Annotated in this window: 13 protein-coding genes and 2 pseudogenes; 11 read left to right on the forward strand and 4 right to left on the reverse strand. The window is 61.7% G+C overall.

Annotated features, from left to right (window positions below; genetic code table 11):
• Window positions 1–230: 230 nt before the first annotated feature.
• From VXM67_RS12455 to VXM67_RS12465, 3 genes are all read left to right on the forward strand, one after another.
• Entirely contained in the window at window positions 231–1,031 is an 801-nt protein-coding gene (locus VXM67_RS12455; protein ID WP_023380237.1) for a polysaccharide pyruvyl transferase family protein, read from the forward strand.
• 162 nt (window positions 1,032–1,193) lie between these two features.
• Window positions 1,194–2,405 (forward strand): M24 family metallopeptidase, encoded by a 1,212-nt coding sequence (locus tag VXM67_RS12460; RefSeq protein WP_023380238.1) that lies wholly within the window; start codon window positions 1,194–1,196, stop codon window positions 2,403–2,405.
• 179 nt (window positions 2,406–2,584) lie between these two features.
• Window positions 2,585–3,919: an MFS transporter gene (locus VXM67_RS12465; RefSeq protein WP_023380240.1), complete on the forward strand. Its 1,335-nt coding sequence runs from the start codon at window positions 2,585–2,587 to the stop codon at window positions 3,917–3,919.
• A 90-nt stretch (window positions 3,920–4,009) separates the two neighbouring features.
• Here the strand turns inward: VXM67_RS12465 and VXM67_RS12470 are convergent, their stop codons facing one another.
• Window positions 4,010–5,005, reverse strand: a complete 996-nt coding sequence (locus VXM67_RS12470; RefSeq protein WP_023380242.1) for a GlxA family transcriptional regulator — start codon at window positions 5,003–5,005, stop codon at window positions 4,010–4,012.
• A 174-nt stretch (window positions 5,006–5,179) separates the two neighbouring features.
• Here VXM67_RS12470 and pssA point away from each other — a divergent pair, with 174 nt between their 5' ends.
• Together pssA and VXM67_RS12480 are read left to right on the forward strand one after the other, a co-directional pair.
• Complete coding sequence (gene pssA, locus VXM67_RS12475; RefSeq protein ID WP_367237708.1) at window positions 5,180–6,493, forward strand: CDP-diacylglycerol--serine O-phosphatidyltransferase; 1,314 nt, start codon at window positions 5,180–5,182, stop codon at window positions 6,491–6,493.
• Window positions 6,494–6,618: 125 nt separating this feature from the next.
• The gene (locus VXM67_RS12480; RefSeq protein ID WP_084212819.1) at window positions 6,619–7,770 is read left to right on the forward strand and encodes a GGDEF domain-containing protein; all 1,152 of its coding nucleotides are present in this window, start codon (window positions 6,619–6,621) and stop codon (window positions 7,768–7,770) included.
• Window positions 7,771–7,802: 32 nt separating this feature from the next.
• Here VXM67_RS12480 and ppnN read toward each other — a convergent pair whose 3' ends face one another.
• Together ppnN and VXM67_RS12490 are read right to left on the reverse strand one after the other, a co-directional pair.
• A complete protein-coding gene (gene ppnN, locus VXM67_RS12485) occupies window positions 7,803–9,176 on the reverse strand; it encodes a nucleotide 5'-monophosphate nucleosidase PpnN (protein ID WP_023380248.1) in 1,374 nt (457 codons plus the stop codon).
• 150 nt (window positions 9,177–9,326) lie between these two features.
• On the reverse strand, window positions 9,327–10,388 hold the full coding sequence (locus VXM67_RS12490) for a YeiH family protein (RefSeq protein ID WP_027907192.1): 1,062 nt from the start codon (window positions 10,386–10,388) through the stop codon (window positions 9,327–9,329).
• A 111-nt stretch (window positions 10,389–10,499) separates the two neighbouring features.
• Here VXM67_RS12490 and VXM67_RS12495 point away from each other — a divergent pair, with 111 nt between their 5' ends.
• From VXM67_RS12495 to VXM67_RS12505, 3 genes and pseudogenes are all read left to right on the forward strand, one after another.
• Entirely contained in the window at window positions 10,500–11,387 is an 888-nt protein-coding gene (locus VXM67_RS12495; RefSeq protein WP_023380250.1) for a LysR family transcriptional regulator, read from the forward strand.
• A gap of 236 nt (window positions 11,388–11,623) precedes the next feature.
• Window positions 11,624–11,836, forward strand: a pseudogene (locus VXM67_RS12500) (RHS repeat-associated core domain-containing protein); the annotation flags it as partial.
• Window positions 11,837–11,989: 153 nt separating this feature from the next.
• Window positions 11,990–12,424, forward strand: coding sequence for a hypothetical protein (locus VXM67_RS12505; RefSeq protein ID WP_238546570.1), 435 nt, complete (start codon window positions 11,990–11,992; stop codon window positions 12,422–12,424).
• Window positions 12,425–12,648: 224 nt separating this feature from the next.
• On the opposite strand, the pseudogene VXM67_RS12510 reads toward VXM67_RS12505, so the two are convergent.
• A pseudogene (locus VXM67_RS12510) lies at window positions 12,649–13,241 on the reverse strand (helix-turn-helix domain-containing protein).
• 343 nt (window positions 13,242–13,584) lie between these two features.
• On the opposite strand from VXM67_RS12510, the gene glnT reads away from it, so the two are divergent.
• The 3 genes from glnT (at window position 13,585) to VXM67_RS12525 (ending at window position 16,594) form a co-directional block, all read left to right on the forward strand.
• Window positions 13,585–14,919, forward strand: coding sequence for a type III glutamate--ammonia ligase (gene glnT / locus VXM67_RS12515; protein WP_023380254.1), 1,335 nt, complete (start codon window positions 13,585–13,587; stop codon window positions 14,917–14,919).
• Between the two features lie 66 nt (window positions 14,920–14,985).
• Window positions 14,986–15,891, forward strand: coding sequence for a glutamine amidotransferase family protein (locus VXM67_RS12520; protein ID WP_023380255.1), 906 nt, complete (start codon window positions 14,986–14,988; stop codon window positions 15,889–15,891).
• A 28-nt stretch (window positions 15,892–15,919) separates the two neighbouring features.
• Window positions 15,920–16,594, forward strand: a complete 675-nt coding sequence (locus tag VXM67_RS12525; protein ID WP_023380256.1) for a glutamate synthase subunit alpha — start codon at window positions 15,920–15,922, stop codon at window positions 16,592–16,594.
• Window positions 16,595–16,605 lie beyond the last annotated feature (11 nt).

Below are 16,605 nucleotides of genomic sequence, written 5' to 3' on the forward strand. Positions count from 1 at the left end.
CCAATCTGCCGACGGAAGTTTGCTGTTAGTGCATGCTTCCCCATAAGACGCAGGCAGTAATCGCAGCAAGGGTGCGCTATCATGCGGCCCTTTTTTCGCGTGCATAGGTGGCTGTCTGACAGCTGTTCGTTCCATTGGCGTTTATTGGGGGCGTGGGCGGTTATAGATCGCCGCGGCGTCAAGGAAGGCTTTGGGGAAGTGTGTTCCCTGATTGTAACCAGGTGGTGTGTGTGGGTCGTATCAAGCTGTATTGGTGTCGCGGTAGCGGGCGTAAAGACCCGAACCGTCAAAACTTCGGAGACTACCTCTCTGCCGATATCGTCGAGTTCGTATCCGGCAAGAAAGTCGAACATTCGCCGATAAAATCCGCCGAACTCATTGCCATTGGCAGTGTCTTGGGGCGCGAGAAGAAAGCCAGGATCTGGGGCTTTCCACGCAAGCTGCACATCTGGGGGGCAGGCACCGCAGACGCGCAGGATCTGTTCTCGAGTCGGCACTACTACCACGCGGTACGTGGGCAGAAATGCGCATCGCGTATCCAAGGTTTGAAACGCCAGCCTGTGCTGGGCGACCCTGGGCTGCTTTCGTCTTCACTGGTCAACAGGCCACTGCACAAGCACACCCGCATCGGCATCATTCCACATATCAATCACCGTGCTGCTCCCGTCATCAAGGCGCTCTTACAGCACCTGCCGGGTTCGAAGGTCATTGATGTGTATTCGCCAGTAAAACAGGTGTTGTCCGAGATAGCCTCCTGTGAGTTCGTGCTGTCCACCAGTCTGCATGGGCTGATCGTTGCAGATTCCTACGGTGTGCCCAATAAATGGATGGCCATGGAAAGAAATGCCAACTGGGAGTTCAAGTTCCAGGACTACTACTCAGCCTTCGGCATCGTTGACCCCGCACCGATAACGCCCGACCAGATCTTGCAGGACGCTAATTGGTCTGTCGAAAGCTGCATGGGCGATTATCTTCGCCCAGGACTTGGCGATATCCAGCAAAACCTCATCAAGGCGTTCCCAGCGTTGTAACCGCCGATTCGACAAGCCGAGGCATTCGAGCTTCGGCTTGTCGACGGCCATAGCGCCAATTCCAGGTCGGATAGATACAAAAGCGTTCCCGAGCGTTCTGTTGCAATGCTTCCCAGGCGGCCGGCCTGAACAGCGTGCTCACAACCACAAGGAATACCGACCATGCAAATGCCCAAGACCCTGAGGATTCGTAACGGCGAGAAGGTGCAGCCCACCTTCAGCGCCCAGGAATACGCCGCTCGCCACGCCCGTCTGCGCGCCTACATGGCCGAGCACGACATCGAAGCCGCGATCTTCACCTCCTACCACAACGTCAACTATTACAGCGACTTCCTGTATTGCTCGTTTGGTCGTCCTTATGCGCTGGTGATCACCCAGGACAAGGTGGTGTCGATCAGCGCCAATATCGACGGCGGCCAACCCTGGCGCCGCACCGTAGGCACCGACAACATCGTCTACACCGACTGGCAGCGCGACAACTTCTACGTCGCCATCCAGCAGGCCCTGCCACTGGCGTCGCGCATCGGCGTGGAGTACGACCACCTCAACCTGCAGAACCACGCCAAGCTCGCCGCCTGCTACCCCAAGGCCGAGTTGCTGGACATCGGTGCTCCCTGCATGCGCATGCGCATGATCAAATCCGCCGAGGAACAGGCGCTAATTCGCCACGGCGCACGGGTGGCCGACATCGGTGGTGCGGCGGTCGTCGAAGCATTGCGCGACCAGGCACCGGAGTACGAAGTGGCGCTGCATGCCACCCAGGCCATGGTGCGCGAGATTGCCAGAAGTTTCCCCGATGCCGAATTGATGGACACCTGGACCTGGTTCCAGTCCGGGCTCAACACCGACGGTGCTCACAATCCGGTAACCAGCCGCAGGGTCAACAAAGGCGACATTCTCAGCCTCAACTGCTTCCCGATGATCGCCGGCTACTACACGGCGCTGGAGCGCACGCTGTTCCTGGACCACTGCCCAGACGAATACCTGCGCCTCTGGCAGGCCAACGTGGAAGTGCACGAGGCGGGACTGAAGCTGGTGCGCCCAGGCATGCGCTGCTGCGATATCGCCCGCGAGTTGAACGAGATCTTCCTGCGGCATGACCTGTTGCAGTACCGCACCTTCGGTTACGGCCACTCGTTCGGTACCCTCAGCCACTACTATGGCCGCGAAGCCGGGCTGGAGCTGCGCGAGGACATCGACACGGTGCTGGAACCGGGGATGGTGGTGTCGATCGAGCCGATGATCATGCTGCCGGAAGGGCGACCGGGGGCAGGCGGGTATCGCGAGCACGATATCCTCATCGTCAACGAGCATGGCGCCGAGAACATCACCAAGTTCCCGTATGGGCCAGAGCACAACATCGTTCGCAAGTAAGGACCGATGTCGGTCGCTTCGCGGGTGAACCCGCGCCCACCGGTCAGGCAGTGTGCTCAACAGCTGCCAGTACCCGTGGACGCTGGCTTGCCGGCGAGGCGGCCGAGGCATACAACAAGAACATCACTGAATGACCATCAGACCCTGCCTCCAATTAGAAGAATCAGAGGGTACCCGTCATGTCAAGCACCACCCTGAATGCATCCACACTCGACGCCGCCAGCCAGAGCGCCGAGCGCCAGGCCTTGCGCAAGGCCGCCCGCGCCAGCTTCATGGGCAACTTCGTCGAGTGGTTCGACTACGCCGCCTACGGTTACCTGGCCACCATCATCGCTGCGACCTTTTTCCCCCAGACCGACAAGACTACCGGCCTGTTGGCAACCTTCGCGGTATTTGCCCTGTCCTTTCTGGTCCGCCCTCTGGGCGGCATGGTGTGGGGACATTTTGGTGACCGCCATGGGCGACGCAATGCGCTGTCACTGTCGATCCTGATCATGTCGATCTCGACATTCTGCATCGGCCTGCTGCCGGGCTATGGGCAAATCGGCCTGTGGGCGCCATCCCTGCTGTTGCTCATTCGCCTGGTCCAGGGCTTCTCCGCCTCAGGCGAGTATGCCGGGGCTTCGGCGTTTCTGGCTGAATACGCGCCACCCGGGCGGCGCGGGCTCTACACCAGTATCGTGCCGGCCAGTACCGCGGCGGGGCTGTTGTTCGGTGCGACCTTCGTGGCGGTGCTGCACGAAGTGCTCAGTACCGAAGACCTGCACAGTTGGGGATGGCGCCTGCCGTTCCTGCTGGCCGCCCCCTTTGGCCTGGTCGGCCGCTACATCCGCATGAGCCTGCAGGACACGCCCAAGTTCCTGGAAATGGAGCAGCGTCTGGAGAGCAAGGCCTGCATGACCCCGGCACCGATTCGCGAATTGCTGTCCCGGCACCGTCGTAGCCTGGCCATTGGCATCGGCGTGACCTGCCTGAATGCCGTGGCCTTCTACCTGCTGCTGAGCTACATGCCAACCTACCTGTCCACCGAGATGGGCTTGAGCGAGCGGGATTCGTTCATCGCCTCGACCGTGTCGCTGGCGACCTACATCGGCCTGATTTTCCTGATGGGACGGCTGTCCGACCACTTTGGCCGCAAGACCATGCTGGTAGTGGCTTCGCTGTTGTTCCTGGGGCTCACCATTCCGCTGTTCAAGTTGCTCGAGGGCCAGCCGCTGCTGGTGATCCTGGCGATCCAGATTCTGTTCGGAGCGATGCTGGCGATGAATGATGGAACGCTGCCGTGTCTGCTGGCGGAAATCTTCCCCACCCGGGTTCGCTTCAGTGGCTTTGCCTTGTGTTTCAACGTGGCCAATGCGCTGTTCGGCGGCACGGCTCCGTTCATCGCCACCTGGTTGATTCAACTGACGGGCAACAAGCTGGCCCCAGCGGGGTATCTGCTGGCTGCAGCGCTGGTGGCGTTGGTGGCGATGCTGATGTGCCGGGAAACGGCGCATGCGGCCTTGAAGGACTGAGCCGTCGATACGCGCCTGATCGGCGGCGAGCCGGTTACTACGCAGCGCAAGCCGAACCCGCCAGGCGCCGGCTTGCCGGCGATCAGGCTGTCAGTGCAACGAAGCCTGTCGCCGTTCGCCCAACGGCGACAAGCCAAAGAACCGGCTATAGCTCTTGGAAAAATGCGCCGGCGAGCTGAACCCGCAGGCCAACGCCACTTCCCGCACCTGCACATTGCTGCGCAGCAGCAACTCCCGCGCCCGCGACAGGCGCAATTCCAGGTAGTACTGGCTAGGCGTGCGCTGCAGGTACTTGTGGAACAAACGCTCAAGCTGGCGGACGGTCACCTCGTTGAGGCTGGCCAGTTCCTCCAGGCCCAGCGGCTCCTCAAGATTCGCCTCCATGATCGCCACCACCTGGCTGAGCTTGGGCTGTGCGCTGCCCAGCAGAGTGCGCAAGGGCACCCGCTGACGTTCCCGCTCACCGCGTACCCGGTCGCACAGCAGCAGCTCGGCGGCCTTGGCGGCGATGTCCTGCCCACCGGCTTCACGGGCCACCAGCTGCAGCATCATGTCCATGGCGGCCACACCGCCGGAGCAGGTATAGCGGTCGCGGTCGAGCTCGAACAGCTGGCTGGAGATGACGATGCCGGGAAACTGCTCCTGCAGGGTCTGTAGGTCTTCCCAGTGGATGGTGCAGCGGTAGCCTTTGAGCAGGTCGGCCCGCGCGAGCAGGTAGCTGCCGGTACAGATACCGCCCAGCGGCAGCCGTTGTCGCGCCAGTTGACGCAGCCAGTCGATGAGTGGTCGATTGCTCTCGCGCCCTCGATCGATGGGGTTGGCGCCCACCACGAACAGGGCATCCAGCGCCGGGCTGTTGGCGATGCTATGGTCAGGCAAGACGCGCATGCCATTGCTGGCCATGACCGGGGCATCGCTGGCTGCGATCAGGACGGTGCGGAACAAGGTGCGGCGGGCTGCCAAGTTGGCCATGCGCAAAGTCTCCACCGCCGAGGCCAGGCCGATGGTGGTGAAGTTCGGCAAGACCAGGAATCCGAACGTTCTGGTCGTGGACGGCGTACCAATCGTTGAAGCGGGGTGGACCATTGCGATCTTCCTGTGCAAGCTGAGGCGTAATTCGTCAGGGGCAGTGAAAAATTGAAGCCTCATGTGTTTCTTGTAGTTATGGGTCGTTGCCGGGTCGATCTTACACCCCGCGTACAGCGACCAGGAATGGACCTGATTGCACAGAAAAGGTGAACGTTGGTGAAACCCGATTCCATGCTGGCTGCGCTGCCAGGTGTCTTCATGCCCGCCGAGTCGATCCAGGTACTGCCCGATGCCGCAGCCTATCGGGCCTGCCTGCTGGAGCGCATCAAGGCGGCCACCCGGCGCATCGTCATCGTCGCGTTGTACCTGCAGGAGGACGAGGCCGGCCAGGAGGTACTCGACGCGCTGTACCAGGCCAAAGCCGCGCGGCCGGGGCTTGAGATCGTCATCGTGGTCGACTGGTTCCGGGCCCGGCGCGGCCTCCTGGGGGCAGGGCGCCAGCCGGGCAATGCCGCGTGGTACCAGGCCCAGCGCCAGTTGCGCGGGTTGGATGTGGTGATTCACGGCGTCCCGGTGCAAACCCGCGAGCTGTTCGGCGTGTTGCACCTGAAAGGCAGCGTCATCGACGATTGCGTGATCTATACCGGCGCCAGCTTGAATAACGTCTATCTGCATCGATTCGACCGCTATCGCCTGGACCGTTACCATCTGTTTCACTCGCCGGCGTTGGCCGATGCCATGGTCGATCTGGTTCGACGCCTGCTGCATCATACCGCCACGCCGCGCCTGGACCTGCCGGCTCCGCCAGTGAACCGTGGCTTGCGCGCCGATATCCGGCGCCTGCGGGCTCGCTTGCGGCGCATGGCCTATGAAGTGCCAGCAGCGCAGCAGGGGGAGGGTGTGCGGGTGATTCCGCTGCTCGGCGTTGGGCGTGGCAACCTGCTCAACCGAACACTTTGCACGCTGTTGGCCACCGCCCGATCACAGATCATCATCAGCACGCCGTACTTCAACCCGCCACGGGTACTGATGCGCGAGATCAACCATGCCTTGGAACGCGGCGTGCGCATCGAGCTGATCGTCGGTCACCGAACGGCCAACGACTTCTATATCACGCCCGGTGAGCCGTTCAGTGCCAGCGGTGCCTTGCCCTACCTGTATGAAGACAATCTTCGGACCTTCGCCCGCCGTCGCGATGGCGCCATCGCCAGTGGTCAGCTGGTGGTGCGGGTGTGGAACGATCCAGGGCATACCTTCCATGCCAAAGGGCTGTGGATCGACCAGCGTTATTCACTGCTGACCGGCAACAACCTCAACCCGCGCGGGTTCAACCTGGACCTGGAAAACGGTTTGCTGATCGACGACCCGCAAGGGCACTGGCTGGTACCTCGGGCATCCGAGCTTGAGTCGTTGCGCCACCATGCACCGAAGATTGCCTCGGCAGAAGAACTGGGTATCCAGGCCGAACATCCCAAGGAAGTGCGCAGGTTTTTGCGCAGGCTGCGCTACAGTCGATTGGAGCCTTTGATCAAGCGCGTGTTGTGAGGACGGGCCAGCGTCCAGGTTAACCTGAAGGCGGCATATTCAAATGGATGTGCCCCCTCTGAAAAGCCATGACAAGCGCATACAATCAGCGGCTTTCACGTTAACCAGATAGGCCAATCCGTATCATGGCGCTTGACCCTCCTACGATGCTGACCATATCGATCGCCCTGGCCGCCGCGGCTGCCTTTTACCTGGCAATCGAGTGGCGTAGCGTTCGCGAACCTTCTTTGCTGTTCTGGAGTGCCGGGTTCGCCACGATCACCGTCGGTTCCACCTTGGCCTTGCTGCGGGGAGTCGGCCTGCTGCTGATCGGGATCTGGTTCGCCAACGGCTTGCTGGTGGTCGCCCACGCGTTCTTCCTGGCCGGGGTAATGCATTTCACCCAGGCGCGGTGGTCCAAAGCATGGCTGCTGATCGTGCTGGCGTGGTTCGCCTTGCTGCTGCTCCCCGTGGGGCCGCAGTGGTCAAAGGTCATGCTGATGGTCAACTCGCTGCTGGTGTCGCTGTTGACGCTCTGGGCCAGCTTCCTGCTGCGCCCGCATGGCAAATCATTGAGCGTGGGTGCGGTGCAACTGCGCTATGTGTTGCTCATCCATGGGCTGTTCTACGTCGCCAAGGCGGTCATCGCGATCATGCCGGGCACCTTGATCGACCTGGCCACCTTCGGCGGGCTGATCATCCAGATTTCCCTGGTCGAGGGGGCAATGGCGATCATGCTGATCGCCTTGTCGATGACGGGCACCGTGCGCTACAGGCGCGAAGAACGTATTGCCCGACTGGCCGCACGCGACCCACTGACGGCCCTGTACAACCGCCGTGCACTGGAAGTGCGTGCAACCCACCTGTTCAAGGATGTCAGCCCGGCGCGACCGGGGGCCTTGCTGCTGATCGATATCGACAATTTCAAGCTGGTCAACGACCTGCATGGTCATGCAGCTGGTGATCGCCTGCTGGTTACCCTGAGCGAAATGATTCGTGCGCTGCTACCAGAGCGTTCGCTGGCCGCCCGGCTGGGGGGCGATGAGTTCGTCATTCTGCTCAGCGATGCCAGTCGTGAGCGCGTGGAGGCGTTGGGTGGGCGATTGCGGGAGCAGTTTCGGGAGGCGGCGGCGCAGAACCTGCCAACACCTGAGGCGGTGACCCTGAGCATCGGTGCCAACCTGTTCGACCAGCCGCCAGTCAGTCTGGCCGCGCTGATCGAACAAGGTGATGTGGCGTTGTATCAGTCCAAGCGGGGTGGGCGTAACAGCATTCGGTTGGTTGACCGCACGGTGTAGCGCCTGCTCGGCTGGTCGCCATCGGCCGTGGGTCAGGCCACTACCTGGTAGCATGGCACGTAGGCCGCGCCGCCGGGCAGTTTCATTCGGTGCTGGTCGACGAACGCCTGCAACAGACGACCCAATGGGTCCATCACGGCGCGGTCGCCGCGAATCTGGTACGGCCCGTGTTCCTCGATCAGGCGAATGCCCTTGTCCTTGACGTTGCCGGCTACGATCCCGGAAAACGCCCGGCGTAGGTTGGCCGCCAGCTCATGGGGCGGCAGCTCCCGGCGCAGGTCCAGATCCGCCATGTTCTGGTGAGTAGGGTCGAATGGACGCTGGAAGCTCTCCTCGATCTTCAGCAACCAGTTGAAGTGGAATGCGTCGTTTCGCTCGCGGCGGAACTGCTTGACCTCCTTGAGGCCCTCGACCATGTGCCGGGCCACCTCGGCCGGGTCGTCGATGATGATCTTGTACAGGCGGTGAGCGGCTTCGCCGAGGGTCGAGCCGACGAACTGGTGCAACTGCTGCAGGTAGGGTTCGGCACTGCGTGGGCCGGTGAGAATGACCGGGAACGGCAGGTCCTTGTTGTCCGGGTGCATGAGGATGCCCAGCAGGTACAGGAACTCTTCTGCAGTACCGGCACCGCCGGGGAAGATGATGATGCCGTGGCCGACACGGACGAAGGCTTCCAGGCGCTTCTCGATGTCCGGCAGGATCACCAATTCGTTGACGATCGGGTTGGGCGCCTCGGCGGCGATGATGCCCGGCTCGGTCAGGCCCAGGTAACGGCTGCCGTGCATGCGCTGCTTGGCGTGGGCAATGGTGGCACCTTTCATCGGGCCCTTCATCACACCCGGCCCGCAGCCGGTGCAGACGTCCAGCTTGCGCAGGCCCAGCTCGTGGCCGACCTTCTTGGTGTACTGGTACTCCTCGCTGCTGATCGAGTGACCGCCCCAGCACACGACCATTTTGGGCTCGACGCCCGGACGCAGGGTGCGTGCGTTGCGCAGCAGGTGGAAGACGTAGTCGGTGATGCCTTGGGAGCTTTCCAGATCGATGCGCTGGCTGGCCAGCTCGCTTTCGGTGTAGACGATATCGCGCAGGGCGCAGAACAGCATTTCACGGGTGCTGGCGATCATTTCGCCATCGACGAAGGCATCGGCCGGGGCATTGAGCAGCTCCAGGCGTACGCCGCGGTCTTGCTGGTGAATACGGACCTCGAAGTCTTGGTAGGCCTCAAGGATGGTCTTGGCATTGTCGACATGGGCGCCGGTGTTGAGGATGGCCAGGGCGCACTGGCGGAACAGGGTGTAGAGGCTACCGGTACCGACTTCACTCAGTTGTTGGACTTCACGTTGCGACAGCGTTTCCAGGCTGCCTTTGGGGCTGACGGATGCATTGATGACATTGCGTTGGGGCATCTAAGTCTTTCCTGTGCAGGTAAAACATCCTTCTTTGACACCACCATACCGACAATTTCACCTGGCAACGAGAGGGGTCAATAAAATCTTGACGTGGCATGGCCCTCTTCGCGGGTTTACCCGCGAAGAGGGCCATGCCACGTCAACCGCTCATCCGAACAGCTTTTGCACCCCCAGGGTAATGGCCAGGCCACCCCCGACCAGCCACAGGTTGAGGATCGCGCCGGTGGCCAACGCCCGGGGGCCGGCCTGGCGAATCTGGCTCAAGCGGGTTTCCATGCCCAGAGCGGTCATGGCCATGGTCAGGGCGAAGGTGTCGAGGCTGTTGACCGTCTGGATCAGCCCGCTTGGCAGGACCTGCAGCGAATTCACCAGCACCAGCGCGAGGAAACCGAAGGCGAACCAAGGCATGGCGATGCGCCCGTTGCCGTGCACCTGGCCGGCCTTGCGCGAGCGGCTGATCCACACACCCACTACCAGCAACACGGGGACCAGCAGCATGACCCGGGTCATCTTGACGATGGTAGCGATGTGCGTGGCCTCTGAGCTGATGTTGCTGGCGGCGCCCACCACCTGGGCAACTTCATGGACGGTGCCGCCGAGGAACAGGCCGGCACCGAGGGTGTCGAGCGGGATCCAGCCAGCATTGATCGCCAACGGGTAGAGAAACATCGACAGGGTGCCGAACAACACCACGCTGCCGACGGCCATGGCGCTTTTGTGCGGGGCGCTGCGCAGGGCGGATTCGAACGCCAGTACGGCGGCGGCGCCGCAGATCGCGCTGCCCGCGGCAGTAAGCAGCGCGGTATCGCGGTCCAGCTTGAGCAGTTTCATGCCGCACCAGAGGCCGATCAGCAGGGTGCTGACGACAATCAGCAGCGACACCGTCAACCCCGACCAACCGACCTCGGCGATTTCCTGCAGACTGACCCGTAGACCAAAGAATGCCACGGCAATTCGCAGCAGCTGGCGAGCAGAAAAGTTGATACCTGCCGCCCAACTGTCAGGCACGCCATGGCGCAGCGCGTTGCCATACAGGGCACCTGCGACGATGCCGACGATCAGCGGGCTGATGCCAAGATTGGCGATGGCAGGCAGGCCGGCCAACTGGGTGACCGCAAGCGCGAACAGCGCGACGAACAGAACGCCATTGAGCCGCCCTCGGGTGGCGAGGGTAGGAGCAAAGGCAGGGTGGGACGGAACCGTGGCCATGTGAGTCCTCCGGAAAGGTGTTTCGACATGACCTACGTTAATCTGGTTATAAGCTTATAAAAAATCGTAATTTAGAATGGAAAATATCCGTTTAGCTGATATTTTATCCTCATGACCCCAGAACAACTGATAACGTTCGCCACGGTTGCGGAACACGGCAACATCAGCCATGCGGCCCAGGCGCTGCACCTGTCGCAGCCGGCGGTGTCTGGCCAGCTCAAGTTGCTGCAGGAGGCCTTTGGCGAACCTCTCTATCAGCGCGCCGGCCGGGGTGTGCGGCTGACAGCTGCCGGGGAGCAGTTGCTGGCCCATGCTGAGCGCCTGCGCGAAACGTTTCGTCAGGCCCAGGCATTGCGCGAGGCCATGCGTGGGCTGGAGCGCGGTACCTTGCGCATCGGCGCCAGCACCACGCCGGCCAGCTACCTGCTGCCGTACCTGATTGCCGATTTCCATGCTCGCTACCCGGAGGTGCTGGTGAGCACTTCCAACGGCAACACGGCGGAGATCGTCGCCGCGCTCGACAGCGTCGACATCGCCCTGATCGAAGGGCCGCCGGGACAGGAGCTGCCATTGGGCACGGTGGTGACGGCGTGGCGGGAAGACGAGATCGTCGCCATCGTGCCGCGTGGGCATCCGCTGGCTGGCAGTGACCAGCAAACGCTGGCGGCGCTAGGGGCCTACCCACTGGTGCTGCGCGAGAGCGGCTCGGGTGTGCGACAGATCGTCGAGCGGGCATTTGCCCGCAGCGGCGTGGCGATGCGTGTGGCGCTGGAGATTGCCGGGGTGGAAGGGGTGAAGGAGGCGGTGCGGGCCGGGATGGGGATCGGTTTCGTGTCGGCGATGTCGATCCGTCACGAGGATGGCGCGTTGCACCGGTTGCAGGTTGTGCCGCAGGCGTTGGTGCGGCGGTTTTCCATTCTGGTCCCGCATGCCGCCTCCCCGTCGCGGGCGGCGGCGCGGTTTCTGGAATTATGTAATGGCCTGCAAGCGTCGGGTTGACTGTGTTGGCCGCCAATTACCGGCTTTGTGATCGAAGTTTATTGCCGGGGCGGTATAGCGTCGAGGGGAATTGACGCGTCAGCCAAGTGGTCTGTTAAAACTGCCAGTGTTCAGGCCACGGCTTTCTCTTTAAAGTGGCCCTTCCGTCAGGCGCGGGGTGATTCACGATGGATCGTTGTTTTCGCAGTGCCAGCTGCCACAACCGTCAGTGCCATGACTAGGCCTACACGCCCTATGGTATGTCCGTCAGTTCCCAATGTTCATCGCGTGTTGGTTTTGCCGGCCAATGGCAGGACACACACAGTGGCTGTTATCTGCTGGGTATGGGGCGGCGGATGTACGATCCCTCACTGGGTCGTTTTGTCAGCCCCGACGTCTTGAGCCCGTTTGGTAGCGGCGGTGTAAATGCCTATGCCTACTGCGCTGGCGATCCAGTGAATTACGTCGACCCTTCAGGGCTCAGCAGGAGCGGCGTCGGAAGGCAAGCGAATCCTCAAAAGCGCTTGGATATCAGCGTTCTGAAAAGCGCGAATCTTCGACCAAGCTTGTATCCACAGCTCGCGAACTTTAGGCAACAGGCTAAGGGAATGACTGGACGGCCCATGGAAAGGGAAACAGTAGTTGCACGGATATATAAGCACGGGGTTCCGCACTACGGTTACAATAGATGGGATTTAACATACAACTTTGCTGCTGATGAGTTTTCAGCTAATTTTGTGTATGGGTCACCTATTCTTCATCTGCCGGCTGGTAACGATGAGGTAAAAAAGAATAACTACGTATTGGGTGTTGGAGCGTTTCAGCCCGCACGTGGGCTCAGGAATTATAAATCTTATGAAGTCCGTAAAGCAGATCTTGGAGGCTTTTCTCTTCCTGCTGCTCAGCACCCTAGAGCGCAACTTGCAGAGTCTGCATGGCCTGAAGTCGCCAAAGCAATTTGGGATGTGCGTCTTCGACGGGAAGTTGACCAATTTGACAAGATGCTGCAAAGCTATTCACCACCAGACGCCCCCACGCCACCCCCCAGGCGGCGTTAACCTGGGAAGCGAGTGCGCCTGACACCCGGCCGGGACCCTCAGCGGCGAACCTTGCACCGCACCGATACACTGGCCGCCGCGCTCGACCATGGCGATGAAGAAGGTTACCCGGGGGATAGCCAGAGGGCACCGCTCAGGCCCAGCACCGGCGGGTTGCGCAAGGTAAGCGCATCGCCCAGGTGTTTATCCGATCGCGACATCGGTTGTGGCCTGGCTGCGCCGTGTCACTCGTCTGCGTAATTCATGATCGACAACAGGCGGATGGGTACCTGCACCAGCTGCTCGGGGCCGTGCGGGGTCTCGCCGTCGAAGGTCAGGCTGTCACCGGCCTGCATGTGATAGAGCTGGTTGCCGTGGCGATACACCAGCTCGCCCTCCAGCAAGTGGAGGAACTCGGTGCCGGGGTGAGCGAAGGTCGGGAATTCTTCACTGGCGTCGTCCATGGTCACCATGTACGCCTCGAAGTTTTTTTCGGCCCCCTGGCGTGATTGAGCAGATGGTAGGTGTGGCCTTTTTCGGTCCCGCGGCGAACCACCTCCAATCCTTCGCCGGCCTTCACCAGCAAGGCATTGCCGTCGGGCTGGTCATATTGGCTGAACAGCTTTGCCATCGGCATACCCAGCACGTCGCACAGGCGACTGAGCGTGTCGAGGCTGGTGGACACTTGGGCGTTCTCGATCTTGCTCAGCATGCCTTGGCTGATGCCGGCGATGCGCGCCACATCGGCGAGCTTGAGGGACTGGGCCTGGCGCTGGCGCTTGATCTGCAGGCCCAGGTACTGCTCAAGGCGGAGGCGGGGTTCGGTCTCGGTCAACATCACGTTTCCTTTCACGCGTTGCACTGTTTCAGTTCAGGAATAAAGATTTCGCACTGGGAAAGCGCAGGGTGAGGCTGCAGCAGACGCCTCTTTCCTCGGGTGAAAACTAGTTTCCCACATATATAAAAGAAAAACTGCCCCATGGCCGGACTGGCTTCATCGTCGACAAGCCGGCGCCTGCACGGGTAAAGCATTACCCCAAGCGCCGGCTTGCTGGCGACAGGGGCACTCCTGGCAAAAAGTTGGCAAGGCTGTTGCATTCCTGATAGGAAAGTAAATTTCCCGTGCGGAATTACATGCAGGTCCACCATGCCTTGCCCCCTTACCCAGGAGTGTTCAACCCATGTTGCCAGCAGAAACCCAGCGCACCCTCGATCAACACGGCATCAAGTACGTGTTGGCCCAATTCGTCGATATCCATGGCTCGGCGAAAACCAAATCGGTGCCGGTATCGGGCCTGAAGATGGTGGCCGAGGAGGGCGCCGGCTTCGCCGGGTTCGCCATCTGCGGTATGGGCATGGAACCCCATGGTCCGGACTTCATGGCCCGTGGTGATCTGTCCACACTGATCCCGGTGCCTTGGCAGCCCGGCTATGGTCGCGTGGTGTGCGTCGGTCACGTCAATGGCCAACCCTGGCCTTACGACAGCCGCTACGTGCTGCAACAACAGGTACAGCGCCTGGCCGACAAAGGCTGGACCCTGAACACTGGCCTCGAACCGGAGTTCAGCCTGTTTCGTCGGGACGAAAGCGGCAAGCTGCAGTTGGTGGATGCCTCGGACAACCTCGACAAACCTTGCTACGACTACAAAGGCTTGTCGCGTTCGCGGCTGTTCCTCGAGCGCCTGACCGAGGCCCTGCAGCCGGTCGGCTTCGACATCTACCAGATAGACCACGAGGATGCCAACGGCCAGTTCGAGATCAACTACACCTATTCCGATGCCATGGAGTCGGCCGACCGTTTCACGTTCTTCCGCATGGCCGCCGGCGAGATCGCCAACGACCTGGGGATGATCTGCTCGTTCATGCCCAAACCTGACCCCAAGCGTGCGGGCAATGGCATGCACTTTCACCTGTCGCTGGCCAGCAGCACCAACAAGAACCTGTTCCACGATCCCTCCGACAGCAGCGGCATGGGACTGTCCAAGCTGGCCTACCACTTCGCCGCCGGCCTATTGGCCCATGGGCCGGCCCTGTGTGCCTTCGCCGCGCCAACGGTCAACTCGTACAAGCGCCTGGTGGTGGGCCGTTCGCTGTCTGGCGCCACCTGGGCTCCGGCTTTCGTCGCCTACGGCGCCAACAATCGCTCGGCCATGGTGCGCATTCCTTACGGGCGCCTGGAGTTTCGCCTGCCGGACGCGGGCTGCAACCCTTATCTGGTCACCGCCGCGATCATCGCCGCCGGCCTGGATGGTATCGACCGGCAGTTGGAGCCGGGCGAGATGTGCAACGAGAACCTCTACAACCTCAGCCTCGAAGAGATCGCCGACCGCGGCATCAAGACCCTGCCGCAGTCGCTCAAGGAAGCCGCCGACGCCCTGGAGGCCGACCCGCTGTTCCGCGAGGTGTTGGGTGCCGAGATCGTCGACGAGTTCATCAAGCTCAAGCGCATGGAGTGGGTGGAATACAGCCGCCATGTCTCCGACTGGGAAATCCAGCGTTACACCGAGTTCTTCTGACCGCCCCCAATCCCCTGGGCGGCTACAGCGAGCGCGGTCGCCCACTGCCTTGTAAGGAGTATCACCATGTGTGGAATCGTAGGTCTGTACCTGAAAAAGCCCGAGCTGGAGGCCCAACTCGGCAAGCTGTTCGAACCCATGCTGCAAGCCATGACCGATCGCGGCCCCGACAGTGCCGGCTTTGCCATCTACGGCGACGAAGTGGCCGAGGGTTGGGTTAAGTTGACCTTGCAGGCCAGCGACATCGACTACCCCTGGACCGCCCTGATGGGCGAGCTGGAAGGGCGTCTTGGCTGCTCGCTGGACTGGTTCCAGAACGCCAGTGCCGCCGTGTTGAAGGTACACAGCAGCGAGGCCGCCGTGCGCCAGGCACTGGTCGAGCTGGCGCCGAACGTGCGCATCATGAGCGCTGGGCGGAGCATCGAGATTCTCAAGGGCATGGGCCTACCGGCGGAGATTTCCAGCCGTTTCGGCCTGGCCACCATGAAGGGCAGCCACATCATTGGTCATACCCGCATGGCCACCGAAAGCGCGGTGACCATGGAGGGCAGCCACCCGTTTTCCACCGGCGCCGACCTGTGCCTGGTGCACAACGGCTCGCTGTCCAACCACTTCCGTCTGCGCCAGGAGCTCAAGCGCGAAGGCATCAGCTTCGAGACCGACAACGACACCGAGGTGGCTGCCGGCTACCTGACCTGGCGCCTTCGCCAGGGCGACACCCTGGCCCAGGCCCTGGATGGTGCGCTGGAGGACCTGGATGGCTTCTTCACTTTCGCCATCGGCACCCGCAACGGCTTTGCCGTGATTCGCGACCCGATCGCCTGCAAGCCGGCGGTGCTGGCCGAGACCGATGACTACGTGGCCATGGCCTCGGAGTACCAGGCCCTGGCCAGTCTGCCAGGCATCGACAAGGCCAGGGTCTGGGAACCAGCACCCGCCACCCTCTACGTCTGGGAGCGCGAAAGCGCCTGACCCTTTCACCGAACACTGGAGCACTTGCATGAAGACCATCGACCTTTCCAGCGCCTCGGTGCGCGAGCTCAACCAGGCCTTGCACGGCGAGGTGCAAGACCGTGAATGGCGGGTCAGCCACCCGGACGGCAAGCACAACCTGGCTGTAGGCATCAACCAGGCCGTTTCCGTGGACATCGACGGCCATGCCGGCTACTACTGCGCCGGAATGAACCAGAGGGCTAGCGTTACCGTGCACGGCAATGTCGGCGTGGGCGTTGCCGAGAACATGATGTCCGGCTCCGTGCGCGTCAAGGGCAGCGCCTCGCAAGCAGCCGGCGCGACTGCCCATGGCGGCTTGCTGGTGATCGAGGGCGATGCCGGAGCGCGTTGCGGCATTTCCATGAAGGGCGTGGACATCGTCGTCGGCGGCAGCATTGGCCATATGAGCTGCTTCATGGGCCAGGCCGGGCGCCTGGTGGTGTGCGGCGATGCGGGCGATGCACTGGGCGATTCACTGTATGAGGTGCGTATCTACGTCAAAGGCACGGTGCAGTCGCTGGGTTCTGACTGCATCGAAAAGGAAATGCGCGCCGAACACCTGCAAGAGCTGCAAGAGCTGCTGAACAAGGCCGGCCTCGACCACAAGGCCGCCGATTTCAAACGCTACGGCTCGGCTCGCCAGCTGTACAACTTCAAAGTCGACAACGCCAGCGCGTACTGAATCAGGAGCAC

Source organism: Pseudomonas sp. Rh2 (genome assembly GCF_040762985.1).
Taxonomy (GTDB): Bacteria; Pseudomonadota; Gammaproteobacteria; order Pseudomonadales; family Pseudomonadaceae; genus Aquipseudomonas; species Aquipseudomonas taiwanensis.

Excerpts from the sequence above, each read along its gene's own strand:
- VXM67_RS12495 (WP_023380250.1), top strand. The coding sequence starts at position 10,500 with ATGACCCCAGAACAACTGATAACGTTCGCCACGGTTGCGGAACACGGC.
- VXM67_RS12480 (WP_084212819.1), top strand. The coding sequence starts at position 6,619 with ATGGCGCTTGACCCTCCTACGATGCTGACCATATCGATCGCCCTGGCC.
- ppnN (WP_023380248.1), bottom strand. The coding sequence starts at position 9,176 with ATGCCCCAACGCAATGTCATCAATGCATCCGTCAGCCCCAAAGGCAGC.
- VXM67_RS12470 (WP_023380242.1), bottom strand. The coding sequence starts at position 5,005 with ATGGTCCACCCCGCTTCAACGATTGGTACGCCGTCCACGACCAGAACG.
- glnT (WP_023380254.1), top strand. The coding sequence starts at position 13,585 with ATGTTGCCAGCAGAAACCCAGCGCACCCTCGATCAACACGGCATCAAG.
- VXM67_RS12520 (WP_023380255.1), top strand. The coding sequence starts at position 14,986 with ATGTGTGGAATCGTAGGTCTGTACCTGAAAAAGCCCGAGCTGGAGGCC.
- VXM67_RS12505 (WP_238546570.1), top strand. The coding sequence starts at position 11,990 with ATGGAAAGGGAAACAGTAGTTGCACGGATATATAAGCACGGGGTTCCG.
- VXM67_RS12525 (WP_023380256.1), top strand. The coding sequence starts at position 15,920 with ATGAAGACCATCGACCTTTCCAGCGCCTCGGTGCGCGAGCTCAACCAG.
- VXM67_RS12460 (WP_023380238.1), top strand. The coding sequence starts at position 1,194 with ATGCAAATGCCCAAGACCCTGAGGATTCGTAACGGCGAGAAGGTGCAG.
- pssA (WP_367237708.1), top strand. The coding sequence starts at position 5,180 with ATGCTGGCTGCGCTGCCAGGTGTCTTCATGCCCGCCGAGTCGATCCAG.
- VXM67_RS12465 (WP_023380240.1), top strand. The coding sequence starts at position 2,585 with ATGTCAAGCACCACCCTGAATGCATCCACACTCGACGCCGCCAGCCAG.
- VXM67_RS12490 (WP_027907192.1), bottom strand. The coding sequence starts at position 10,388 with ATGGCCACGGTTCCGTCCCACCCTGCCTTTGCTCCTACCCTCGCCACC.